The organism is Sodalis glossinidius str. 'morsitans', assembly GCF_000010085.1.
GTDB lineage: Bacteria > Pseudomonadota > Gammaproteobacteria > Enterobacterales > Enterobacteriaceae > Sodalis > Sodalis glossinidius.
The window spans coordinates 3,533,669-3,555,306 of the sequence record NC_007712.1; the positions used below are offsets into that span (position 1 = coordinate 3,533,669).

26 protein-coding genes and 10 pseudogenes are annotated in these 21,638 nt (G+C 57.6%); 14 read left to right on the forward strand and 22 right to left on the reverse strand.

The features are described from left to right. Positions 1-12: 12 nt before the first annotated feature. Positions 13-585, forward strand: a complete 573-nt coding sequence (locus SGP1_RS18780) for an NAD-dependent epimerase/dehydratase family protein (protein WP_050747817.1) — start codon at positions 13-15, stop codon at positions 583-585. A 293-nt stretch (positions 586-878) separates the two neighbouring features. Here the strand turns inward: SGP1_RS18780 and SGP1_RS30965 are convergent, their stop codons facing one another. The 16 genes and pseudogenes from SGP1_RS30965 to SGP1_RS18835 all read right to left on the reverse strand — a co-directional run bounded on the left by SGP1_RS30965 (position 879) and on the right by SGP1_RS18835 (position 9,933). After that, positions 879-1,250 carry a hypothetical protein gene (locus tag SGP1_RS30965; protein ID WP_041867201.1) on the reverse strand — a complete coding sequence of 124 codons (372 nt, stop codon included), beginning with the start codon at positions 1,248-1,250 and terminating at the stop codon, positions 879-881. Then, a complete protein-coding gene (locus SGP1_RS18790) occupies positions 1,247-2,053 on the reverse strand; it encodes an IpaD/SipD/SspD family type III secretion system needle tip protein (protein WP_011411861.1) in 807 nt (268 codons plus the stop codon). The genes SGP1_RS30965 and SGP1_RS18790 overlap by 4 nt, the downstream gene beginning before the upstream one ends. A 487-nt stretch (positions 2,054-2,540) precedes the next feature. Continuing rightward, positions 2,541-3,224, reverse strand: coding sequence for a CocE/NonD family hydrolase (locus SGP1_RS18795; protein ID WP_011411862.1), 684 nt, complete (start codon positions 3,222-3,224; stop codon positions 2,541-2,543). Continuing rightward, on the reverse strand, positions 3,200-3,445 hold the full coding sequence (locus SGP1_RS32125) for a hypothetical protein (RefSeq protein WP_050747818.1): 246 nt from the start codon (positions 3,443-3,445) through the stop codon (positions 3,200-3,202). Before SGP1_RS32125 ends, SGP1_RS18795 begins: the two co-directional genes overlap by 25 nt. Further along, positions 3,438-4,353, reverse strand: a pseudogene (locus SGP1_RS31540) (ABC transporter permease). The gene SGP1_RS32125 and the pseudogene SGP1_RS31540 overlap by 8 nt, the downstream one beginning before the upstream one ends. Continuing rightward, a pseudogene (locus SGP1_RS34370) lies at positions 4,345-4,566 on the reverse strand (gamma-glutamyltransferase); the annotation flags it as partial. The pseudogenes SGP1_RS34370 and SGP1_RS31540, both read right to left, overlap by 9 nt. Next, entirely contained in the window at positions 4,475-5,161 is a 687-nt protein-coding gene (locus SGP1_RS18810; protein ID WP_050747819.1) for a gamma-glutamyltransferase, read from the reverse strand. The pseudogene SGP1_RS34370 and the gene SGP1_RS18810, both read right to left, overlap by 92 nt. After that, positions 5,154-5,777 (reverse strand): hypothetical protein, encoded by a 624-nt coding sequence (locus tag SGP1_RS18815; protein ID WP_198408746.1) that lies wholly within the window; start codon positions 5,775-5,777, stop codon positions 5,154-5,156. The genes SGP1_RS18810 and SGP1_RS18815 overlap by 8 nt, the downstream gene beginning before the upstream one ends. A gap of 12 nt (positions 5,778-5,789) precedes the next feature. After that, positions 5,790-6,662, reverse strand: a complete 873-nt coding sequence (locus SGP1_RS28260; RefSeq protein ID WP_050747821.1) for an ABC transporter substrate-binding protein — start codon at positions 6,660-6,662, stop codon at positions 5,790-5,792. Then, positions 6,638-6,919 carry an ABC transporter substrate-binding protein gene (locus SGP1_RS28265; protein ID WP_083764933.1) on the reverse strand — a complete coding sequence of 94 codons (282 nt, stop codon included), beginning with the start codon at positions 6,917-6,919 and terminating at the stop codon, positions 6,638-6,640. Before SGP1_RS28265 ends, SGP1_RS28260 begins: the two co-directional genes overlap by 25 nt. Beyond that, entirely contained in the window at positions 6,849-7,376 is a 528-nt protein-coding gene (locus SGP1_RS28270) for an ABC transporter substrate-binding protein (RefSeq protein ID WP_050747822.1), read from the reverse strand. The genes SGP1_RS28265 and SGP1_RS28270 overlap by 71 nt, the downstream gene beginning before the upstream one ends. A gap of 72 nt (positions 7,377-7,448) precedes the next feature. Next, positions 7,449-7,952 (reverse strand): hypothetical protein, encoded by a 504-nt coding sequence (locus SGP1_RS24885; protein ID WP_050747823.1) that lies wholly within the window; start codon positions 7,950-7,952, stop codon positions 7,449-7,451. Then, positions 7,949-8,443: an ABC transporter substrate-binding protein gene (locus SGP1_RS24890; RefSeq protein ID WP_050747824.1), complete on the reverse strand. Its 495-nt coding sequence runs from the start codon at positions 8,441-8,443 to the stop codon at positions 7,949-7,951. Before SGP1_RS24890 ends, SGP1_RS24885 begins: the two co-directional genes overlap by 4 nt. Positions 8,444-8,519: 76 nt before the next feature. Next, positions 8,520-8,570 (reverse strand): annotated as a pseudogene (locus tag SGP1_RS36790) (hypothetical protein); the annotation flags it as partial. 249 nt (positions 8,571-8,819) lie between these two features. Then, on the reverse strand, positions 8,820-9,431 hold the full coding sequence (locus tag SGP1_RS24895) for a hypothetical protein (RefSeq protein WP_158302447.1): 612 nt from the start codon (positions 9,429-9,431) through the stop codon (positions 8,820-8,822). Next, the gene (locus SGP1_RS18835; RefSeq protein ID WP_050747826.1) at positions 9,337-9,933 is read right to left on the reverse strand and encodes a M28 family peptidase; all 597 of its coding nucleotides are present in this window, start codon (positions 9,931-9,933) and stop codon (positions 9,337-9,339) included. Before SGP1_RS18835 ends, SGP1_RS24895 begins: the two co-directional genes overlap by 95 nt. Positions 9,934-9,947: 14 nt before the next feature. Here SGP1_RS18835 and SGP1_RS18840 point away from each other — a divergent pair, with 14 nt between their 5' ends. Genes SGP1_RS18840 through SGP1_RS24905 form a run of 3 tightly spaced genes read left to right on the forward strand, consistent with a single transcriptional unit; the run spans position 9,948 to position 10,668 of the window. Further along, the gene (locus SGP1_RS18840; protein ID WP_148203587.1) at positions 9,948-10,169 is read left to right on the forward strand and encodes a hypothetical protein; all 222 of its coding nucleotides are present in this window, start codon (positions 9,948-9,950) and stop codon (positions 10,167-10,169) included. Next, the gene (locus tag SGP1_RS24900) at positions 10,147-10,410 is read left to right on the forward strand and encodes a hypothetical protein (protein ID WP_148203588.1); all 264 of its coding nucleotides are present in this window, start codon (positions 10,147-10,149) and stop codon (positions 10,408-10,410) included. Before SGP1_RS18840 ends, SGP1_RS24900 begins: the two co-directional genes overlap by 23 nt. Positions 10,411-10,431: 21 nt before the next feature. Next, positions 10,432-10,668, forward strand: coding sequence for an IclR family transcriptional regulator domain-containing protein (locus SGP1_RS24905; protein WP_050747828.1), 237 nt, complete (start codon positions 10,432-10,434; stop codon positions 10,666-10,668). A gap of 9 nt (positions 10,669-10,677) precedes the next feature. On the opposite strand, the gene SGP1_RS34380 is transcribed toward SGP1_RS24905, so the two are convergent. Then, entirely contained in the window at positions 10,678-10,920 is a 243-nt protein-coding gene (locus tag SGP1_RS34380; RefSeq protein WP_341532826.1) for an aldehyde dehydrogenase family protein, read from the reverse strand. Here SGP1_RS34380 and SGP1_RS31750 point away from each other — a divergent pair. The 10 genes and pseudogenes from SGP1_RS31750 to fliR all read left to right on the forward strand — a co-directional run. Further along, positions 10,840-11,106 (forward strand): annotated as a pseudogene (locus tag SGP1_RS31750) (LysR family transcriptional regulator); the annotation flags it as partial. The gene SGP1_RS34380 and the pseudogene SGP1_RS31750 sit on opposite strands and share 81 nt — an antisense overlap. A 145-nt stretch (positions 11,107-11,251) precedes the next feature. Continuing rightward, positions 11,252-12,030, forward strand: a pseudogene (locus SGP1_RS18855) (FliI/YscN family ATPase); the annotation flags it as partial. 227 nt (positions 12,031-12,257) lie between these two features. Next, positions 12,258-12,971: a flagellar hook-length control protein FliK gene (locus tag SGP1_RS36795; RefSeq protein WP_050747829.1), complete on the forward strand. Its 714-nt coding sequence runs from the start codon at positions 12,258-12,260 to the stop codon at positions 12,969-12,971. Positions 12,972-13,064: 93 nt separating this feature from the next. After that, complete coding sequence (fliL, locus tag SGP1_RS18870) at positions 13,065-13,526, forward strand: flagellar basal body-associated protein FliL (protein ID WP_011411864.1); 462 nt, start codon at positions 13,065-13,067, stop codon at positions 13,524-13,526. Positions 13,527-13,531: 5 nt separating this feature from the next. Continuing rightward, positions 13,532-14,485: a flagellar motor switch protein FliM gene (gene fliM, locus SGP1_RS18875; protein WP_011411865.1), complete on the forward strand. Its 954-nt coding sequence runs from the start codon at positions 13,532-13,534 to the stop codon at positions 14,483-14,485. Then, positions 14,478-14,876 (forward strand): flagellar motor switch protein FliN, encoded by a 399-nt coding sequence (gene fliN, locus SGP1_RS18880; protein ID WP_011411866.1) that lies wholly within the window; start codon positions 14,478-14,480, stop codon positions 14,874-14,876. The genes fliM and fliN overlap by 8 nt, the downstream gene beginning before the upstream one ends. After that, positions 14,877-15,518: a flagellar biosynthetic protein FliO gene (fliO, locus tag SGP1_RS18885; RefSeq protein ID WP_050747830.1), complete on the forward strand. Its 642-nt coding sequence runs from the start codon at positions 14,877-14,879 to the stop codon at positions 15,516-15,518. Between the two features lie 53 nt (positions 15,519-15,571). Beyond that, entirely contained in the window at positions 15,572-16,276 is a 705-nt protein-coding gene (gene fliP, locus SGP1_RS18890; protein WP_041867670.1) for a flagellar type III secretion system pore protein FliP, read from the forward strand. Positions 16,277-16,296: 20 nt separating this feature from the next. Further along, the gene (gene fliQ, locus SGP1_RS18895; RefSeq protein ID WP_011411869.1) at positions 16,297-16,566 is read left to right on the forward strand and encodes a flagellar biosynthesis protein FliQ; all 270 of its coding nucleotides are present in this window, start codon (positions 16,297-16,299) and stop codon (positions 16,564-16,566) included. Positions 16,567-16,568: 2 nt separating this feature from the next. Beyond that, entirely contained in the window at positions 16,569-17,357 is a 789-nt protein-coding gene (gene fliR, locus SGP1_RS18900) for a flagellar biosynthetic protein FliR (RefSeq protein WP_011411870.1), read from the forward strand. Positions 17,358-17,369: 12 nt separating this feature from the next. Here fliR and flgL read toward each other — a convergent pair. The 5 pseudogenes from flgL to SGP1_RS28280 all read right to left on the reverse strand — a co-directional run bounded on the left by flgL (position 17,370) and on the right by SGP1_RS28280 (position 21,636). Continuing rightward, positions 17,370-18,282 (reverse strand): annotated as a pseudogene (gene flgL, locus SGP1_RS18905) (flagellar hook-associated protein FlgL). Between the two features lie 42 nt (positions 18,283-18,324). After that, a pseudogene (gene flgK, locus SGP1_RS18910) lies at positions 18,325-19,965 on the reverse strand (flagellar hook-associated protein FlgK). Positions 19,966-20,087: 122 nt separating this feature from the next. Next, positions 20,088-20,210, reverse strand: a pseudogene (locus SGP1_RS34395) (flagellar assembly peptidoglycan hydrolase FlgJ); the annotation flags it as partial. A gap of 59 nt (positions 20,211-20,269) precedes the next feature. Further along, positions 20,270-21,064, reverse strand: a pseudogene (gene flgG / locus SGP1_RS18915) (flagellar basal-body rod protein FlgG). Positions 21,065-21,082: 18 nt separating this feature from the next. Beyond that, positions 21,083-21,636, reverse strand: a pseudogene (locus tag SGP1_RS28280) (flagellar hook-basal body complex protein). Positions 21,637-21,638: the final 2 nt, after the last annotated feature.

Sequence of the window (21,638 nt, forward strand, 5' to 3'; positions counted from 1 at the left end):
GTTGCCTTCGACGTGGTCGCGGCCACCGGTTTTACCGATCGGCGCGTGAAAGCGGTGGCGGGCGATATCACAGACAACGCGACTCTACAAACGCTGCTGGACGACTCGGTGGATATCGTCATTCATTTGGCCGCGGTCGTTTCCAGTCAGGAGGAGGAGAACTTCGCGCTGGGCCTTGAGACCAATTTACTGGCGTCATTAGGCCTGATTGAACGGCTGCGTCAACTGGGTACCTGCACCGTGTTTCTCACCACCAGTTCGGTCGCGACTTTTGGCAGCAAATTGCCTGACTCGGTGCCCGATCAATGGTGTAACCGTCCCCAAAGCCCTTACGGCACGCAGAAAGCCATTGTGGATCTGCTCATCAATGACTATAGCCGCCGCGGTTACATCAACGGCCGCAGCCTGGTCATGCCCACGATTGTAGTGCGTCCCGGTAAGCCGAATAAAGCCGCGTCCAGCTTCGCCAGCGGGATCATCCGCGAACCTTTGGCCGGTCTGGCCGCCGTCTGTCCGGTAAATACCTTGACGTCGCTTTGGATCATGTCCCCGACAAAGCCATCAGTAATCTGCTGCACGGCTTGACGCTGACCGGCGAACAGCTGGGGCAGAATCGGATCGTTAACATGCCGATGACTCTGTCCGCGACATCATCGAATTACACCTGGACTCGCTAAGCGTTTAATCATCTGCCTAATACACACTTGTTACCCTATTATAAAGAAGAGGTTCACATGCAAAATTCGACAGCCTCAGCCAATACAACGTCATCGCAGTCCTGGTACCGGGAAATCACCTGGTCACAATGGAAAGTATTAATCACCGCCTGGGGCGTGTGGGTTTTTGACGCCGTCGACTTTCTGTCTATCACCTTTGTGTTAAATGATATCGCCAAGACATTCAATATCAGTCTTGAGGCATCGTCGCTGCTTCTCTTTGTCACCTATGCCGTGCGCTGGCTCGGGGGATTGGCCTTCGAAAGAGTTACCCATTGAGTTAAAAGCGGCAAGCCAGGCATTATAACTTGCCATATCGGTTTTTTGATCGTTTTTTGTTTTTTTAGGATCATCATCTTCTTCAATACCTGATGGCTGTTTTGGACAACTGTCTATTGCCGTGGTATCGAATTTAATCCTACCTATTACCTTCCCAGAATTATCTTTTATCAATTCAAGTTTAAATGTAGGTTTCAAACCTAGTGATTTCTCAAGGTCACTGATGGCCTTTTGTTTATCCTTGCCATTTTTCATATCGTATATTTTTTTAACTCAGCCGACTCTGGCATATCATAAACCACAGTCACTTTTGCATAATCCTTGAACTCATTGAACTTTTCCTGGAAGTTTTTGGCATCCCATTTCACGTGGTTACCATCCTCTCCTTCCTTCACTAATTTAGCCACCGTGGCTTGTAATTCTATGAATTTTTGGTAAAAATAAGTATATTTTAAAGTTAACTCAGAATAAAAATCAACGTACTCTTTTTTATTTTTAATCGATTTGATATCGCAGGCTATGCCTTCCCAGAATTCGGAATACCTCGACCATTGTTTTTCATCCTGTATACCCTCGCAGGAAAATTGACGTAACTCAGGCTTGGCCGCAACCTGATCGATATTTCTTTGTAATTGGGTTAATTTAACCTCACGATTAAGTCTCTCCTTACGTACCAGGCCTTTCACCTGATCAACTACTTCATACGTCGCTTGCGCGGATGCAGTGAGTGCTGTTTTCACCTCCTTCAGATTACTGCCGTCCGCCGCGATAGCAGGACACTCAGCCAATCGTCTACCGTCCAGCTTTTGTAGCAGCACTTCCATCACTGAACCCGATGAGGATACATAGTGAGCTGGCGTGCCTGCATCCGCTGTAAACTCATTACCCACGTCACGATATTCGTTAATGATTTCTTTTAATTCATTTTTCAAATTATGCATTATGATTGAATATCGGCAACTCATTTCATTTTCACTTTTTCCTTTCTGCACTGAAGGAAATCCTTCATCCATTAAATTACCGACTCTTATTTCGAGTGACAATAGCGTATTTATCACGACTTATCCATTATTAATCAAATAAATAATTAACCAGTCGTATATTTTTGCCATTTACGTCAGGAGAAATATATCCAATAGTTAATGAGATTGCAAGATGGTTAATATTAATAAAACCCATCATCGCTAATTGAATTAATCAACAATTAGTCGTGAATTATTATAAATAAATATTAATCTTATGTGCTGTAAAAGAGAAAGCGCCGATCATAAAAAAGAATAAAACACCCCCTTATCACCTTGGCATAAATAACCGCAAAACCTATTAACTCCCCCCTCAGGACATTTAGCAGCATGATTGAAATTTGATATTCTTTGTGGGCACAGGAATTACACTTATTTATGCTCGGGCGTTGTTTCCTGCTCCAAACGCCAGACAATGACGATCAGAATGCGGCAAAACGCCGGTGGCAAACGGTGGACTTGTCAGCTGATAGGTGGCGCTGCCTGGAAATGGAGAGGATCGCGGGCGTAGATGGCATGCCCCTTAGATCGTTAACAGGCGCCGCAACCGGTTGCAGTTATCGCAACCGACGATGAGCGCCTCATTCCGACAACGGCTGCCGCCACCGACGCTAAACGCAGCAAACGGCAGGGTTTGCTGCAGCATACGGCTGCGAAATTGCGGCGCTAAATGTACCGTATTGAGTGCGCTGCGCGGACAGCGTCCGCTTCTCTCCGGTTCACCGCTGTTGGGATTGACATCGTATTTCGGGAAATTGCTAGAGGAAATATCCAGGCGAATGCGGTGGCCCGCTTTAAACAGGTTCGCGGTGGCGAAGGGCTCGATACGCAGAGTAAAGGGTTCCTCGGATGTAACAAGCTGCGGATTATTAAAACCGTTGCGATAGCGGCAGCGGAAAATGCCGTCGGTAATGTTCATGGCAAAACCGGTCAGGTAATCGTCACTGGGAGGGTAGACATCTATCAGCTTGGCGGTGAAATCAGTATCCGGCGCATCCGTCGACACCACCAACTCGATGAATACCTCGCCTATCACCGCCAAATCCTGCGCAAGCGGCGGCGTCTCGAACGACAACACATCCTGACGAGTGGTAAGCGGTAGTCCGGGATGGCGGCAGCCTAAGAAGCGCGCATCTTCACGCTGATCAAACGCACCGCCGGTGAAAATAGGCTCGCCGCTGGTTAAGGAGCCGCCGATGGTCGGCACCAGCCGGGTCGGATCAAACCGGTAGCTAAGTCGGGAGGTTCAGCAAGCGACTGCGAAGACAGGCTCATGTCGTCTTGCAGATAAAGCATTAATGGTTCAGCCTCGAGCAATGACCATTCGCGGGCGTGCAGCCAGCGGCCGCCGTGCTGTAATTTCCCCTCAGCGCTCTTCTTGCGGTCGCCGCCGCCCATCAAAAACGCGTAAGAGTAGCCATTACACATTTCCTTTGGCACTGAGCCGCACGCGCGGATCGAGCAGCAAATAGATGATATTCACCAGCAAATTGATGCAAATAAACACCAGCACGATCATCATCAGATACGCCACCATGATTGGCCGGTCGAGGACATTGATACTGTCGATGATGAGTTTGCCCATACCGGGCCAGGCGAAAATGCTCTCCGTCACCACCGTGATCATGATATTTTTTTAGAACATGTACGCCAATAACCCGGGTTTCCGTTAGCCCGCACGCGCGGGTATAGCGGATATAATCCTGCGACAACACTTCCTGCACGCCTGCGCGGGTCAAGCGCATCACCAGCGACAAATTGATCGCCAGCAGAATGAGGTGTTGCCAACCGTCCAGAGTGAGAAATAACCACTGGGCGTGCAGCAATGTCACGGTCGCGCCGCGGCCGCTTGATGGCAGCCAGCCGAGCTGAACGGCGAAAACCATAATCAGCATCAGACCGACCCAGAACGTCGGCAGCGAAAAGCCGAGAATCCTGCCGGCCATCAGCAGTTTCGCCAGCGGGCTTTGGGGCCGCAGCTCGGCGTACAGGCCAAGAGGGATACCGATAATCACCTAAAAAATCATGGCGGTGACCTACAGCTCAAAGGTGGCGGGAAAGCGCTGCAAAATAACTTGTAGCGCCGGCTGGCTATAGACATAGCTGTCGCCCAGATTGCCGTGCAGCGCACCGTTGATGAACGCCAGATATTGCCGCTACAGCGGCTGGTCCAACCCCAATTAGTGAATGACTCTCAGCCGCTCGGCCTGATCGGCGTCCAGCGAAATCAGGATGTCCACCGGATTGCCTATCATATTGACGCCGATAAAGACGATGATGGTCATGATCCCCTGTGCTATGGACGGTGCGATATAACTGCCCCCCGGTGCGCCCATGACTACAAAGGGTTTGCCCTCGCTGAACACGATGGTCGGTGCGGCGGAGCTGGCCCGCCGTTTACCCGGCGCGATAGAGGCCGCGCGGCCGGGACGTGGGTCGAAACGGCTCATGGTGCCGTTATACATAAAGCCGAGCCTCTCGGTAATGGCGCCGGACGGACTGCCCAGCGTATGAGTCAGGGCCACCGCGTTGCCGTCGCGGTCCACCACCGAAATATGGATGGTGTCGCGACTGATGCCGTTGTCCGGCCGGATGACGGTGGCGCGCTAACCGGCAATGAGTGATAAACCCGCCCTGCGCCGCCATATCCGGTGCGATCTCCCGGGCGATCGCACCGGTGTAAAACGATTCAGGTCCCTCCTCGGCCAGACGCTCCAGCGTGCGGATCAGATCGGGATTGCTGATAATTTGATCGGGTCTTTTCAATGACCCATCCACGTTAAAATAGACCCGGCGGCCGGTGGAGGTCAGCGCCAATTTGCCGCGGGTATTCACCTGGCCGGCAGCCTGCTGATCCAGATACCAATAGCTATACACGTGCGGGCGCACCATAAAACCGCGGCGCGCCTGGTCTATCGCCGGTGCCATCACATCCCGCCAGTCAAAGGTGCCGTAACGGCTGAGCGCCTGGGCATAGCCCTTCACGCTACCCGGCGTACACACCGCCTGATAGCCGATTTCATTGCGATGGTCGTCGAGCAGAAAAGCGAAACCATCGCGGGACTGGCCGCTCATTAACGGCAGCCACATGTCTTCAGTTACCGCCGAGCCGGCGCGGGCATAGAATTCCAGCACCTCATGCACGCGCCGCCTTCTGCTGTTGACGTCGCTGCGACAGCGCGTCGGCAAGAAAATCCTTCACCCTGTCGAGCACTTTGATGCGATCGTGCGCGACGCCGGGCGTATAATGCCGCGATCCCTCTTTATGGGTTATCTCCCAGGTTTCCAGATCGGCGGCGCCCACCACCATTTGCACCTGCGCGGCGGCATCGAAGGTCACGCCGAATAGCGCCGGCAGATTGCGGATGCCGACCCACCAATCCCGGTCGGGATCCAGCAGCGTCACCGATCCCGGCGCACTGATGGACGCCGCCCACAGGCGCTGCGGATGTAATAGGGTGAAACGGTGGCTGAAATGACCGCCGCCGGAGAAACCGAAAATGGCGAACTGCTGCCAGTCCTGGCGGTATTTTTCCTCCACCTCCGCTACCATCTCCAGCAACAGCAACAGCAGGTCGTAGCGAATATCGCCCTCGATAAGATATTTGTAACCGCTGCGGGCGCCGTCGCCGCATACCCCTACCGGGAAGATCGGGCACAGTACCGCGCAGCGGTTCCAGCGGCGTGCCGTCGGCGACGCACGGCGGCACATACAGGCAGTATTGAAAACGGGGATCGGCGCGGGCGGCGGCGCCCCCAAACAGATCGGGTTTCATGCTTCACTCACTCCCATGGCCAAGGTGTATTGATCCGCGCGCGGGGTGTAATTGACTCCCTTGCGCGCCCCCACCGCCACTGCCTCGAAATGCAACGGCAAAATAGCGTGATCGGTAAACAGCAGGTGCAAAATCTCGGCCAGCAGCGCATTGCGCTTGCAGTCGTCCATGGTGGCTTTGGCTATGAGAAGCTTTTCGTCCACCACTGGATTGGAATAACGGCCGTAATTACTGCTGCCCATGCCCTTTGACTTGTCGTAAGTGGCGGTGATCGGATTGGACGTTTCGCCGGTATTCACCCCCCCCCCCCCGGATGCCAGCGACACGCTAAATTCCGCCTTGCTGATGTGCACGGAATAGACCGACCAGGGCATCACATCCACCTGCGTCTTTACACCGATACGGCTGAACATTTGCGCAATCGCCTGGACGATTTTGGAGTCGTTGATATAGCGGTCGTTAGAGCCGTGTAGCGTAAGCTGGAAACCCTCGGGATAGCCGGCCTCCGCCAACAACGCCTTAGCCGCAGCCGGATCATAGCTATCCACCTGAATATCTGACGAGGTACCGGGCGCGCCGTTCGGCAAAAACTGCGCCGCCGGTTGGGCATTACCGTCCATGACCTGTTTGACAATCCCGGCCCGGTTGATGGCCAGCGACAGCACGCGGGGTTCTTTCAGCGGGTTTTTCTCCAGCGGCTGGCCGGATGGGCTTTTGATAAACGGTGTCACCTCGCGCTGCTGATCCATCGCCAGATAGACCACCCGGCTGGAAATACCGCGCTGAATATGAAAGCGGCCGGAGGACTCGACCTGCTTGATGCCGTGATAGGGCATCTCTTCAATCAGATCGAAACTGCCGGATAGCAATGCCGCCAGGCGGGCTGCCTCGTCGGAAATAACCAGCGTTCGACCTGCTCATATGGGAACGCCTCCCCCCAATAATGCTCGTTGCGTTTCAGCACCACCTTATTTCCGGGCACATACTCCACCAGCACAAACGGCCCGGTGCCGATGGCGGCCTTACCATTGTTGAAATCGCTGCTCGGGGCGTCCTTATACTTCGCAGCGATGATGCGAATGCGGCTCAGGGAATTCGGCAGCAGGATCCAGCGCGTGGGTTTCAATCAGCAGTTGGTTGTTTTCCCCGGCGGCCATGGATTTGATGGTCTGGGTGTAGGTACGAAAAGAGGCGGTGCTCGGCAGGTTGGTGGCCCGGTTAATGGAGGCAATAATATCGTCTGCCGTTAACGGCGCGCCGTCGGAAAACGTCATATCGGGACGCAACTGGAATACCCAGTGGGTATCGTCCACGATTTTCCAGGAGGACGCCAGACCGGGCACCGACTGGGATTTGGCGTCGTTAACCACCAGCGAGTCGAAAATGTGGGTCGCCAGGTCATTATTGGGCGCGTTACTTTGCAAATGCGGGTCGACGGTGGTCGGCGCTGCCGACAGCGCGATGCGCAGCGTTTTGCTGGGCGCCGCCCATAATCGGCCGGGCAGGCTGACCAGAGACAACGATTCCAGCCCGGCCAGGGCGCCCTTCAGTACTGTCCGCCGCTGCAGTGGTTTGTCAAACATAACGCTCCCCTCTGATTGCCATAGGTGCCGGCGCCGTCAGACGCCGGGGATAAATGGATAGGCGTTCGCGCCTTAACGACGGCGGATATTGCGCGCCATGGTGAAACCATCACGGCGCGGCTCAAGCGTTAAGCCGGCGCGAATGCCCCAGGAGGATTTGAGGAAAAACAGCGGGATCACCGCCTGATCCTCGAGGGTCATCCGGGTGGCCTGCAGCAGTAATTTCTCATTCTCGGCTTCTTCAAAGGTGGTTTGCGAAGCATCGATCACCTTATCGATAGCCGGATTGGAGTACTGGCCGCGGTTATTGATGCCAAGCCCCTTGGCTTTGTCATAGGTTTCGACGGTGGTGATAAGGAAATTGGTGCTGCTGCCGGTGGGCGTCCCGTACAGCACCATATACATCGAGAAACCCGGTCCGCCGTTGGCGCCGCCGCTGGTGGCGCGCTTAAAGAAGATCGAGCTGGGCATGGTTTCCACGCGCGTGGTGATGCCCACCGCCGTCAGCATCGCCGCGACCGCCTGACAGGTCTGTGCGTCGCCGGCGAACCGATCGTTATAGCAATGGAGGGTCAACCGGAAGCCCTGCGGATAACCGGGGCATCCTTAAGCAATTGCCGCGCGCGGGCGGGATCATAGCGAGGCAGGGCGATGCCTGGATCATAACCTTTCATCCCCTCCGGCACCAGCTGGCCAGTAGGGGTGGCCGCGCCCTGCATAATCCAGCTTGCCAGTCCGTCGCGGTTGATGACAAGCGTCAGGGCCTGCCGCACCTGCGGGTTTTTAAACGGATTACCCAGCAGCGGCGAACCGTCGTTGGCGGTAATAAACGGAGAAACGTCGTAGTAACGGTCCGGCGCCAGAAACGCGTTGAACACCGAGGTGTCCTCTACCAGCGCAGTGTCTTGATTAGCAGTGATACGCTTGCTCAGATTGCCCGGCACCTGGTCGATAACGTCCACATCGCCGGATAACAGCGCCGCGCGGCCGCCGTTGAAATCCGCCGCCGTCGCCCCTTTCGCCGCCACGGATACCATGCCGATGGAGGTCAAATTCCAGGGCAGCAACGATGTCGGCTGCCGGGTGGTTCCTGACCCGATGCGCGTCCAGCACCTCTACCTTGACGATATCTTTTAAATAACCACGGTAGGTGCGCAATCCGTCCAACGTTAAGCCGCGGCGCAGGGAAAACATCACATCCTCGGCGGTAAAAGGCTGGCCGTTGCTGAACTTCACGCAGGGTAAGCTCCCAGGTGACGGGGTCTATATTTTTCCACGCGGTCGCCAGCCACGGCTGCGGCTTGAGGTAGCGATCTTGATAGATAAGCGCCTCGTAAACCTGCAAATCGTCGGCGCGGACGGCGGCACCCCACAGCAGCACCAGCGCCGCTACACCTGTAATAGCTCTTTTCATCAGGGTCTCTTTCCATCCCGTCGCGTTGTTCAGCCACTGAGCGCGTCGTCCACGGCCGCCTGCGCCAATAACGGCCAGGCCGGCACCTGCGTCGCCGGATCGTGCGCGAAACGGTTGCCGTAGGTATAATCAAGGGGAACCAGTACACGCGACACCGCCATCAGCGCGGTATTGATCTGGCCGGGCGGCAGCGCATGCTGTGGGTCCTGTAGCGTCAGCAGCGACTGCATTAAATGCTGCGCCTGCGCCGTCACGTCCTGCAAAGAGAAGCGGTCGTTCAGCTCGGTCGTAAGCGTTGCCAGTTGCGTATGCAATTCCGCCGCTTTACCCGCCTCGTCAAAGGGCAAGACCTCATCGCTCAGAAGACGCCACAGCACCTCAAGCACCACGCGGGCGTCGCGGCGCAAATTGGCCTCGTCAATTTTATCCAGCAGGTCATCGGGGGTATGCCACCACCAGCCCAGCGCGTTGCGCATTCCCGGCTCTAGCGCGGTTTGTCCGCTGAGAGAGCCGAAGAGCGAGGGAATACCGATGCCCTGAAAAGATTCATCCGCGGAGCGGGCCTTGCGCTTGCCGGCCAGAGCCTGCCCTGTCTCGGCCATAATGGCGCCGGCCGCCAGCGGATGCAGTTCGGTCATCACGCCGGTATTCGCCAGATTGCCGGCCGACACCTCTCGGGCTGTCGATATTGACATGCGCCACGCAGCGGCGATTGAGCTCGTGCCAATGTTCATCCGCATACCAGGCGGAGCTGGAGTAGCGACCGTGGGAATGGCCGGACCAAAAACAAATACGCAAGCCGCGCCGCCACAGATGGCGTTCCTGGGCGCAGACGCGCGCCACTTCGATCATGGTGGCGTTGGCGGAGCCGTTTTCCATCACGCCGTAATGCCAGGTGTCATGATGGCCGGAGAATAGGACAAACGGCTCGTTAGCCTCCGCCACGTTCATCTGCGTGACTAAAATCGGCGTTTTGCGCCAACCGATATCCACCTCGGTGGTCATGGTTGCGGTTAACAGTTCCCGGGCCAGATCGGCGCGGATGGCATCGCCGTCCGCCTGCAACACCGAAACGAAAGGACAGCGCGGCAAGTTTGCCACCGTTTCCAGCGACGGATTCCCCCACACCGGCGAGATACACATCTCATGAGTATCCGATGCGGGCTGGTCTGGATAACGCCAAGCGCCCCTGCCCGGCTGGCACGCTCGGCGACGCCCGGCGTGGCGATGCCCGTTATCAGCAGCAGCTTGCCGGCCACGTGTTGCGCGGCAAAATCCGCGTCCGACCCTGTGCCCAGATCAATCACCTCGCCTTCCACCGGCTGCACGCCGGTGGAAGGCGACATGGAATGAGTGATGCAGAGCAAGTTGGGCGCTAGCCGACAGCACATTTTCCGCATGCTGCGCAATCTTGAGGCCAGCGGCATGATTGAACGGAGCCGGGACGGCAAAACGTTTCATCTCGGCTATCAATCGCTGCTTATCGGTAATGCCGCCCGTGCGCAGATCGATTTAGTGTGTTTGGCTGAAACGATTTTACGTGAGGTGGGATTACAGGTGGATGAAACCATTCATCTCCGCATCCGCGACGAGCTGGAAACGATGTGTATCGCCAGTTGAGAGCCGGAGCGGGAAATCCGCGTGAATGCCATTATCGGCCGCCGACGCCCCTTACATACCGGCTCAAGCAAGATTTTTCTGGCGTTTATGCCGGAGGAGGAGCGCGCGCGGCTGGCTGACATCCGCCAGCAGCATTACAACATCAGCCGCGGCGAAGTGAGCGATGATTTGCTGTCCATCTCCGCACCGGTGTTTGCCGCCGAGCAATGGGTGGTGGCCACCATGAGTATCTCGGCGCCGGCGGCGCGGGCGGGTTGATGGCCCGCGTCAGCATTGCCAAAAAGGATCTGTTGGCCAGTGCAGCGCGCGGAATGACGCTGGCGCGGTGCTCAGCCCTCTAATACGGCTTTCGGCTCCAGATAGGCCAGCATGCCCCATTTCGCGCCCCAGACCCGATTGTTTCATACCGCCGAACGGCGCCTGCGGCTCATGATCAAGCGTATTAATCAACACACGGCCGCACTCAATTTGCCGCGCCAACGCCTGCGCACGACGGCGGTCGTGGCCCACCGGCAGAGCTTTCGAGGCGCTGCACGGGAGCTCTGCATGTCCGCCACGGCGGTAAGCCGCGCGGTGGCGGGCCTGGAAGCGTGGCTGAACGTGCGTATTTTCAATCGTTCAACCCGCACTGTGGCGCTGACCGACGCCGGCCGGCGTTATATTGCCCGCATTGCCCCGGCGCTGGCCGAAATACAGCGTGGCTCAAGCGTTGGCTCGGCGCGCTGGATGCGCTGGAGTAACGGCTGACGCGCGCCACCGGACTGGTCATGGAGGAAAGCGGTTTGCAACTGTCGTTAGGCGCCCTTGCCGGGTGGCGCGGACCGGCGGCGATGATAACGCAGAGGTGGATTGCGAGGTGGTCGGGCTTATCGGCGAACGCGGCCGAGAAGTCAAAGATTTTATCGAAAATATTCTGGGCAGCGAGGGGCTGGCGCGTTCGGTGGTGATTGCCGCGCCGGCGGATGTCTCGCCGCTGCTGCGCATGAGGGCGCCGCTTACGCCACCCCGCATCGCCGAAGATTTCCGCGATCGCGGTCAGCACGTGTTGCTTATCATGGACTCGCTGACCCATTATGCCATGGAGCAGCGGGAGATCGCGCTGGCTATCGGCGAGCCGCCCGCCACCAAAGGGTATCCCCCGTCGGTGTTCGCGCGCCTGCCGGCACTGTGGAACGCGCCGGCATCGGCGGCGGCGGCTCGATTACCGCTTTCTACGCCGTGCTCACCGAAGGGGACGATCAGCAGGATCCCATTGCCGACGCCGCGCGGGCGATACTGGATGGCCACATTGTTTTGTCGCGGGATTTGGCGGAAAGCGGCCACTATCCCGCGATCGATATCGAGGCGTCCATCAGCCGGGTAATGACCGCGCTGGTAACGGCGGAACAGGAACGTGATGTCCGCCAGTTAAAACAGCTATTGTCACGCTACCAATCAACCGCGATCTGATAAGCGTCGGCGCCTATGCGCCCGGCAGCGATCCGCTGCTGGAGCAGGCGATCGCCCCTTTATCCCGCTATCGAAGGTTTTTTGCAGCAGGGCATGCATGAAGCGTGCGGTTATGACAAGGCGCGACGGCAACTACAGGCCCTGTTCGCCCCGGCTGTAGAGGGGGTATGATCCTTAGCCTGGCCCTCACGCGCCCCCATGCATACCCGGTAAAGGGGCCTCAAGCGCCTGCGGTTTCGCCCGCCGGCAACCAGGGTACCGGCCACGACGCTACGCGCTGCACCCGCACGGGAGGGCAAATGAAAATACCTTCAGCGCTTGACGTGTTGCGCGCCCGTGAAGATAGCGACCTGGCGGCAAAGGCGCTCGGGCAAGCCCGACACGCCAGCCAATAGGCCGTGGCCAGATTGGATCAATTGCTGGCGTACGAGCTAGAGTGCCGACAAAAGCTGCAATCCGGCATGGTCTCCGGCGATTATGAAAACTTTCAGCACTTCATTTTGACGCTGGAAACCGCTATCGCCCAGCACCGCCAGGCGCTCAATCAGTGGAAAGAAAAATTACAGCAGGCGATTGCGCTTTGGCAGAGTAAACAGCAACGGTTAAATGCCTTGAGCACGCTGCATTCGCGTCAGGAACAGGCGGAGCACTTGCGTGAAAACCGCCTGGATCAGAAAAAACGACAGCCGTACCGGCAATCTCGACCCGCGGCGGTAGCGCCGGCTTCGGCACCTTCAGCGACCGATGTCGCCGCGCTGTTTCCCACCTCTTTGAGTGGCACCACCGCGGCCACCGCCACCCCGCCGTCGGCGATGATTGCCTCACAATTGGGCAGCGACGAATGGCAGCAGGCCATAGAGCAGCAGTTAGTGATGTTCGCCCGCAATAACCAGAGCAACGCCGAATTGCGCCTGCACCCGGCCGATCTCGGTACACTGCAAATCTCCCTGCATATGCAGGATAATCAATTGCAGATCCATATGGTGTCGGATCATGCCCAGGTACGGGATACGCTACAGGCAGCGCTGCCCCATTTGCGCACGGCGCTGGCGGAAAGCGGGATACAGCTCGGCAAAATAAGCATAAATTACTTATTCTATTCCGGCCATTGATGGCGAGAAATAGCGGCATAATTGGCGGCAATTAACCGATGGGCATCAGCTACGCCTGATTCGCATCGTCATGCTCAAGGAATTTGTTACGTCATGTCTGAATCCGCGCGTCCCATCGCCCGCACGTCCGCCCCCTGGATCACGCCGCTGGTCATCGTCCTCATTGCCGCCAGCGGAGCGGCGGGTTATTTTTGGTGGCAATTGCGTGCCGCTGCGACAACGTCTCTGGCGCCGCCGCCCGCGCCGGTCTTTATGGTGCTGGAAACCTTTACCGTCAACGTCGCCAATCCCGATAACGACTTGGACCGGGTACTGTATGTCGGCCTGACCCTGCGTCTGCCCAATGAAGAGACGCGCAAAACCTTCAATGATTATCTGCCGCTGGTACACAGCCGCCTGTTGCTGTCGCGCCAGCAGGCCGGCGAACTGGCCAGCCCGCAGGGCAAGCAAGGACTCATCGATAAGATAAAGCAAACCTTGGCCGAACCGTTGGTCGCCGGGCAACCGCCGCAAGTGGTGGACGACGTGCTGTTTACCGCTTTCATTCTGCGCTGACCGCTATGGCCGACAGCATCCTATCGCAGGCGGAAATCGATGAGTTGCTCAACGGCGACGATATCGTCGAGCAGCCGACCAGCCCCAGCGCCGAACCGGAGATCAAGCCCTACGATCCGTACATCCAACGACGGGTGGTGCGCGAACGATTGCAGGCGCTGGAAATTATTAACGAGCGTTTCGCCCGCCATTTCCGCATGGGACTGTTCAATTTGTTGCGCCGCAGCCCGGACATTACCGTCGGCGCCATTCAGATCCAGCCTTACCATGAGTTTGCCCGCAATTTACCGGTGCCGACTAATCTGAATCTTATTCATCTCAAGCCGCTGCGCGGTACGGCGCTGTTTGTGTTTTCACCCATTCTGGTGTTTATCGCGGCGGATAACCTGTTTGGCGGCGACGGACGCTTCCCCATCCGGATGGAAGGCCGGGAGTTTACCCATACCGAACAGCGGATTATCCGCCGTATGCTGCGTCTGGCGCTGGAAGGGTATCAGGAGGCATGGCAGGCCATCTACCAGCTCACTATCGAATATGTCCACGCCGAGATGCAGGTGAAGTTAACCAATATTACCTCCTCGCCTAACGATATCATGGTGACCACCCCGTTCCACGTGGAAATTGGGTCCCTGATAGGGGAATTTTATATCTGTATTCCATTTTCCATGATCGAGCCTCTGCGTGAATTGCTGGCCAACCCGCCGCTGGAAGATCAAAGCTGGCGCGAAAACCTGGTACGTCAGATCCAGCACTCCGAACTGGAGCTCGTGGCGAATTTTACCGACGTGTCGCTGCAGCTATCGGAAATTTTAAAACTGGCGCCGGCGGATGTACTAAACATCGAAAAACCCGAGCATATCACCGCCTATGTGGATGGCGTGCCGGTGCTCACCGGCCACGTCGACCAATTGATTAATCCCGTATTGAACTCCCAGAATGAGGAGTCACCCAATGACTGAGCCGACCAAACCGTCTGCCGCGGACGATCTGTGGGCTGAAGCGCTTGTGCAGCAGGGCGGCGATCGGGAACGGGCGGTGTCCACCGACGGCATTTTCTCCCCGCTGGCGGGAAAAGGTGGCAACGGATCGCTACAGGATATCGACCTGATTATGGATATCCCGGTCAAGATGACCGTGGAGCTTGGGCGCACCAAAATGACCATCAAAGAGCTGTTGCGTCTGGCGCAAGGTTCAGTAGTCGCGCTGGACGGCCTGGCGGGCGAGCCGCTGGATATCCTTATCAACGGTTATCTTATCGCTCAGGGGGAAGTGGTGGTGGCGGACAAATACGGCGTTCGCATCACCAGCATCATCACGCCGTCCGAGCGGATGCGCAGGTTGAGCCGCTAAATGACCGCTTCGCCGTTACGCGGCTCTCCGCCGACCACCGCCGACAACGCTAGCGCGCCGGCCGGCTATGGCGCCACCACATCCGCCGCCCAGATGCACTCGGCGCCGGCGCAACAGCTCACTCTAACCTGTCACGCCGCAACCGCACCGGCTACAAACGGTCAGCCCGCGCTAGCGGAACGGTCCGCTCTGAGCGGTCATGACGCCGCCGTGCCGGCGGCAACCGCTCGGTCCGCATTGACGAGACAAACACACCCTGCCGCCTCGGGGGGAGAGTTTGCCACCGCGCCAGCCTTCAGCGCCAGCGGCGCGCTCACCCAGGTTGGCGGCGCGCTGCTCGGTATCCTGCTGCTTATCGTCATTGGCGGCTGGCTGCTGAAAACCCTGCGTCTGACGCCGGCCGGGCGCGGCGGCAATCGGCTGATGGTCCGGGCCAGCTGTAGCGTCGGGGCGCGGGAGAAGGTGGTGATTATGCAGGTCGAGGAAACCTGGCTGGTGCTGGGGATCACGCCGCAGCACATTACTACGCTACATACTTTGTCCGCCCCCGAGCAGCCTGAACGCGGCGATAGCGGCCCCGCGCCGGAGGATTTTCGCCAGCGGTTATTGCGGCAAATTCGCCAGCGGAGCGGTAACGCATGATTCGCCAACGCAGAAAATCAGGCGAGTTCCGCCCCGCTTACGCCGCAGCGCTTATGCTGCTGTTCGCCCCGGCCTGCTTCGCGCAATTACCCAGCATTATCAGCCAGCCGCTGCCCGGCGGCAGTCAGAACTGGTCGTTGCCGGTACAGACGCTGGTGTTTTTGACCTCGCTGACCTTTATTCCGGCGGCTCTATTGATGATGACCAGTTTCACCCGCATCATCATCGTGCTGGGGCTATTGCGCAGCGCCATTGGTACCCCGTCGGCGCCCCCCAATCAGGTGCTGCTGGGTTTGGCGCTATTTTTGACCTTTTTTGTCATGTCGCCGGTGCTGGATTCCATTTACACCGAGGCCTATCTGCCGTTGAGCGAAAATAAAATTTCGATGCAGACCGCGCTGGAGCGGGGATCGCAGCCGTTGCGCGCCTTTATGCTGCGCCAAACGCGGGAGGCGGATCTGGGTCTGTTCGCCCGCCTGGCCAACGTGCCGCCTCTGGAGGGACCGGAGGCGGTGCCGATGCGCATCCTGCTGCCGGCCTATGTCACCAGCGAGCTGAAAACGGCCTTCCAGATAGGGTTTACGCTGTTTATTCCTTTTTTGATTATCGATCTGGTGGTGGCCTCGGTGCTAATGGCCTTGGGGATGATGATGGTACCGCCGGCGACCATCTCGCTACCGTTCAAACTGATGCTCTTCGTGCTGGTGGATGGCTGGCAGCTGCTGCTCAGCTCGCTGGCGCAAAGTTTTTATAGCTAGTTCCTTTACAGGCGGTACCAATGACACCGGAATCGGTAATGGCCCTCGGCCATGAAGGCATGCTCATCGCACTGGCGCTGGCAGCGCCGCTACTGCTGGCGGCCCTGTTCAGCGGCCTTATCATCAGCCTGCTCCAGGCCGCCACCCAGGTCAACGAAATGACGCTCTCGTTTATCCCGAAAATTCTGGCGGTGGTGGCCACCATCACCCTCGCCGGTCCCTGGATGCTAAATCTGATTTTGGACTACATGCGCACCCTGTTGACCAATCTGCCGCTCATGGCAGTCTAACCGTGCTGCATTGGGATAGCGGCCAGCTCGCGGCGCTGCTGCCGCAACTGTTTTGGCCGCTGCTGCGTATTCTGGCGCTTATCAGTACCGCCCCGCTGTTCAGCGAAAAATCGATTCTCGCGCCTATAAAGCTGGGGCTGGGCATTCTCATCGCCCTGCTTATCGCCCCCTCGCTGCCCGCCGTCGACTCGCCGTTGTTTTCATTGGCCGGCTTTTGGCTCGCCCTCAAGCAAATCCTGATAGGCACCGCCCTCGGCCTGACGATGCAGTTGACCTTCGCCGCCGTACGCATGGCCGGCGAGGTCATCGGGCTGCAAATGGGGCTCTCTTTCACGACCTTTTTTGATCCCGCCAGCGGTTTGAATACCCCGCTGTTGGCGCGCCTGCTCAATCTGCTCGCCCTGCTGGTGTTTATCAGCCTGAACGGCCACTTGTGGCTATTGTCGCTGCTGGCGGACAGCTTTCATATTTTGCCGCTGGACAGTCAGCTGATGGATCCCGGTGCCTTTATGGCGCTGGCCCGCGCCGGCGGCATTATTTTCTTGAATGGCATGATGCTGGCGCTGCCGCTTATCTGTATGCTAATGACACTCAATATCGCACTGGGATTACTGAACCGCATCACGCCGCAGTTAACGGTGTTCGTTATCGGCTTTCCCCTTACCCTGACGGTGGGCATTCTGACCTTTAGCCTGCTGCTGCCGCTGCCGTTGCTAGCGCCATCCTGGGAAAAAATGATGGGAGAAGTGTTCGACCTGCTGTCGGAGATCCTCCGCGGGATGACCCGCTGAGGATCCCGCCAATTACTGGCTAAACAGCGACATGGATTGCATGGCGGTAAAGGTGCTGTAAGCGGCCTGCAATGCAACCTGTTGCTGGCTGTAATCGGAGATCGCCTGATACCAGTCCACGTCCACCAGCGCGCTGATGTTATCGCTGATAAGCGTGCTGCCCACCGAACTTTGCACCGACAGGACAGTATCCAGCGAATTGGACAGTCCGCGGCTGGCTTTACCGATGGCGGCGGTGTAGTCATCGGTGACGGTGCTGTCGGCATCCTCGAGGGGGGTGGTCAGCGCCTTAAGGGCGATATCCAGCGTATTGAAAATATTGCTTTCGCTGTCGCCGCCGTCCGGCTCGGTGGTATAGCCGGCCGTCAGGCTCATAAATACCGCCGACCCGGTATCGCCAACGGTCAAGCTGCGGCTGGCGTCGACCTGCTGGGTCATCGCCTGGCCGCCGCCTCTGTAACTGATACTGCTGTCCTCGGCCGCGACAAACGGCTCACTGTTGGTTTTATAACCGGCGAACAGATAGTTGCCATTACCGTCCTGACTATTGGCCAGATTCAGCAACTGATATTTATAAGACTGCAACTGCGTCGCCAGCGACTGCCGATCCTGATCGCTAAGCGTACCGTCACCCGCCTGCACCAACAGCGTCTGGGCGCTTTGAATGACGTCGGTCACCTAGTTCCAGCACATTGGTTTCCGCCGACAGGCTGTTGGTCGCGCTGGTGCGCGCCACGCTATATTGGCTGTTGAGGGCCTGGCTTTGGCTGAGTTTGACTGCCTGGGAGGCGGCGATCAGATCGTCGGAAGGTACATTAACCCGCTTACCGGTTGCCAACTGTTGACCGGTATTTTCCCATTTTCTGTAAGACTCTCTGATAGCGTCTAAATTATGATGGTAAATCATACTGGTACTCAAGCGCATGGTGGTGTCCCCTTACGACATGACAAAAGCGCAGCGATGGCGTTAGCCAAGCGCCGATAATAATGCATCGAAAATGGTTCCGGCGGTGGTCATAACCTTGGAATTGGCCTGGTAGTACTGCTGATAACGCTGCAGATCGACATACTCCTCATCCAGATTGACGCCGGAAATCGACTGCTGCTTCTCGGTCAGCTGGCTTACCATGCTGGCCTGCGTTGTGGCGGTGATTTTGGCATTGCTGGTCTCGGTGCCGACTTTACTGACCAGCGACGCATAGGCGGTCGACAGGGTAGCGCTACCGCCCACCAGTTTGTGTTTTGCAGCGCCAGCAGCGCCTCTGCATTACGGTTATCGCCGTCGCCGCTCTCGTCGTCCTCCTGACCCGCGGTAATAAGACCGGGCTCGGTGATGGCGACGCTGAGACCCTGAATAACGTTTGAGACCGTTTTCAATTGATAGCTGTCATTGACGCTCGGGGTGCCGCTCACCGACATACTCAGCCCCTCGAAGCTCAGGACGGTGGTGCCCCCCTCGTCAGTGGTGGTGGTATAGTCCACGCTGGCACCGTCGCTGTTGCGGGTTATTTGCCAGCCGTCGGCGGTGTATTTGGCCGTGTAATCGCTGGCTTTAGCCGCCGTGCTGTCTCTAAAAGCCACGCTCAGCACTGCGCTACCGGTATTACGGGTGTTGCTGACGACCGTCGGGCTGCCAAGGGTGAAGAAATCGCCACCGGCATCGCCATTCAGATCCACCCCGGCCTGATGCTGCTGGTTGAAGCTGTCGGCGAACGCCAGCGCGATTTGCCCCAGCTGATTGCGGGCGTCGGCCAACGCTCCATCGCGAAAGCTCAGCATACCGCCCAGACTGCCGCCCGAGAGGGTGGCGGGGTCTATCTCGCTCAGGGTGCCATTGCCGAGATCGTAGGCCAGGGCCATCTGCGACACATCAGCCGAGGACGGTACCACCGCTAATGAATAGGCGCTGCTGCCCTGCACTAAGGTCAGGCCGCTACCGATAGTCAGGCTGAGGGTGCTGTCGTCCTGCGCCGTCACATTGACGCCGACCAGCTCATTGAGGGAGTTGGCCAATTGGTCGCGCTGACCAGCAGCGCATTGGACTCTGAACCGGTACCCTGACGGACTATCTGGGCATTAAGATTGGCAATTTGTTTCGCGTAGGTGTTGATTTGATCCCCGGTGGCAGAGAGCTGGCTGTCGATGGCGCTGTCCATATCACGCAGCGTGTTGTCCAGGCTGCTGAACTGGCTGACCAGATTCTGTCCGCTGCCGATCACCGTCTGGCGCGCCGCGCTATCGCTGTCGGCCGAGGATAACGCCTGTAGCGAGGCGAAACAGGTGCTCATCTGGGTGGATAAGTCCGTATCCGAATCGGACAGCAGGTTATCAATCTGGCTGATATTATCCGAATAGGTGCTGGCCACGGCGGCGGAAGTGGACGCCGCGCGCAGCTGCCCCACCACCAGCGAGTCATAGGCGCTGCTGATGCCGGTGATGGTCACACGCCATTGCCCAGCGCCCCGCTTTGCTGGGCCTCGCTCAACGTCACGCGCTGCAAGTTATAGCCGTCGACGTAAGCGTTGCTAATATTGTTTGAGGTCATGGCCAGCGCTATCTGGGCGGCTTTTAATCCGGAAGAAGCGATATTGTATAATGGGCTGGACATAACTTTTCCTTTCTTCCGGGTAGGTAAATAAAAAAACCGGCGAATGATAACGGCAATTAAAAAAATAACGGCGCTAAGGGGCAAAACTTTAGAGCGCATAAAAAAGAATTCGCCGGGTGTTATTAAAACAGCAAGCTTAAATCATGGGTATAGGCTTTTACCGCCCGGTGGGCGGTATCTTTCAATTGAGCGATTATCTGCACCAGTTTTTCCCCATAGCCGGGATCGGTGGCGTAGCCGGCGCGCGCCGGGCCTACCCGGTCCGGCGGCGATGGGTAAGCTCTCGCCGTAGGCGTTCATCATGTTAAAGTTGCGTCAGTTTCTGCAGCATGGCGTCGGAGGTGCTGACCGCTTTGCTGTTGATTTCGTAAGCGTGCTGCACCTGGATTATATCCACCAGCAGCTCTTCCGCCACACTGACGTTCGAGGTTTCCACGTAACCCTGGTTGAGCAATCCCGCGCCGTTTTGCCCGGGAGTGGACTCATTGGGCGCGCCTGAACTGTCGGTCTCCTGGTACAGGTTCTCCCCCAGACTTTGCAGCCCCGCCTCGTTGATAAAGTTGCTCAGCGTCAACTGCCCCACCTGCGTGGCGTTGTCCTGCCCCTGCGCACCGTCACGCTCACCACGCCGTCGCGGGCGATGGTGACGGTCAGGGCATTGTCGGGAATGGTGATAGCAGGCTGTATCGGGTAACCACTGGAGGTCACCATCTGGCCGTTTTGATCGACCTAAAACGAGCCACCGCGGGTATAGGCGGTCTAGCCGTCCGGCATTTGCACCTGGAAAAAACCCTTGCCGTTGCCGTTAATGGCCACATCTTTGCTGTTGTCGGTCTGCTCCAGATTGCCCTGGCTATGCAGCCGCTCGGTGCTGACGGTGCGCACCCCTGTGCCCAATTGCAGCCCCGAGGGCAGCGTGGTCTGCTCCGACGATTGCGCCCCCGGCTGGCGGACGGTTTGATACAGTAAATCCTCGAACACCGCGCGCTGGCGCTTAAAGCCGTTGGTGCTGACGTTGGCCAGGTTTGTTCGATATCACATCCATATTGGTCTGCTGGGCATCCAGCCCCGTTTTGGCAATCCACAGAGAATGGATCATCCGTTGACTCTCCTGACATTAGCTAAGGGACAAAAGTTGGTTGGCCTGCTGGAGTTTTGATCCACGCTGGCTATCACCTTCATTTGCATTTCAAAACGACGGGCGGTGCCAATCATGTCAACCAGGGTTTCGGCCGTATTGACGTTGCTGCCCTCCAGCACGCCAGACATGACGCGGACGGCACTATCGTTCGGCAACGGCGCCTGTGCGCCCTGGCCGTCGTCGTACTGATGAAACAGGCCGTCATCGCCGATAGTGAGGGACGCCTGCGTCGGCACCACCAGAGGGCCGTTTTGCCCCATGAGCGGATAACCCTGCACCGTCAGCCGGCCATCGGCATTCTGCTAGATATTGCCATTACGGGTATAGGCTTCCTGACCATCGGGCAGTTGCACCGCCAGGAATCCGGCGCCGCCGAGCGCAACATCCAGCGGACGGTCGGTGGTCTGCATTGGGCCGGGCGTCATTAGCGCGCCCGGCGTCGAGGCTACGCTCAGGGTTCGGGTCGGTAGCGACTCTCCCTCCACCGGCACCGCGGCCGCGCCCATGGCGGTATAAATAGCGTGATCCATGG

Bases quoted from the DNA above. Each gene is read 5' to 3' on its own strand.
- SGP1_RS30965 (WP_041867201.1), bottom strand. From the start codon at position 1,250: ATGAAAAATGGCAAGGATAAACAAAAGGCCATCAGTGACCTTGAGAAA.
- SGP1_RS32125 (WP_050747818.1), bottom strand. From the start codon at position 3,445: ATGTGTAATGGCTACTCTTACGCGTTTTTGATGGGCGGCGGCGACCGC.
- SGP1_RS28270 (WP_050747822.1), bottom strand. From the start codon at position 7,376: ATGTTTGACAAACCACTGCAGCGGCGGACAGTACTGAAGGGCGCCCTG.
- SGP1_RS18835 (WP_050747826.1), bottom strand. From the start codon at position 9,933: ATGTGTATCTCGCCGGTGTGGGGGAATCCGTCGCTGGAAACGGTGGCA.
- SGP1_RS18840 (WP_148203587.1), top strand. From the start codon at position 9,948: ATGCGGGCTGGTCTGGATAACGCCAAGCGCCCCTGCCCGGCTGGCACG.
- SGP1_RS24900 (WP_148203588.1), top strand. From the start codon at position 10,147: ATGCAGAGCAAGTTGGGCGCTAGCCGACAGCACATTTTCCGCATGCTG.
- fliL (WP_011411864.1), top strand. From the start codon at position 13,065: ATGTCTGAATCCGCGCGTCCCATCGCCCGCACGTCCGCCCCCTGGATC.
- fliM (WP_011411865.1), top strand. From the start codon at position 13,532: ATGGCCGACAGCATCCTATCGCAGGCGGAAATCGATGAGTTGCTCAAC.
- fliN (WP_011411866.1), top strand. From the start codon at position 14,478: ATGACTGAGCCGACCAAACCGTCTGCCGCGGACGATCTGTGGGCTGAA.
- fliO (WP_050747830.1), top strand. From the start codon at position 14,877: ATGACCGCTTCGCCGTTACGCGGCTCTCCGCCGACCACCGCCGACAAC.
- fliP (WP_041867670.1), top strand. From the start codon at position 15,572: ATGCTGCTGTTCGCCCCGGCCTGCTTCGCGCAATTACCCAGCATTATC.
- fliQ (WP_011411869.1), top strand. From the start codon at position 16,297: ATGACACCGGAATCGGTAATGGCCCTCGGCCATGAAGGCATGCTCATC.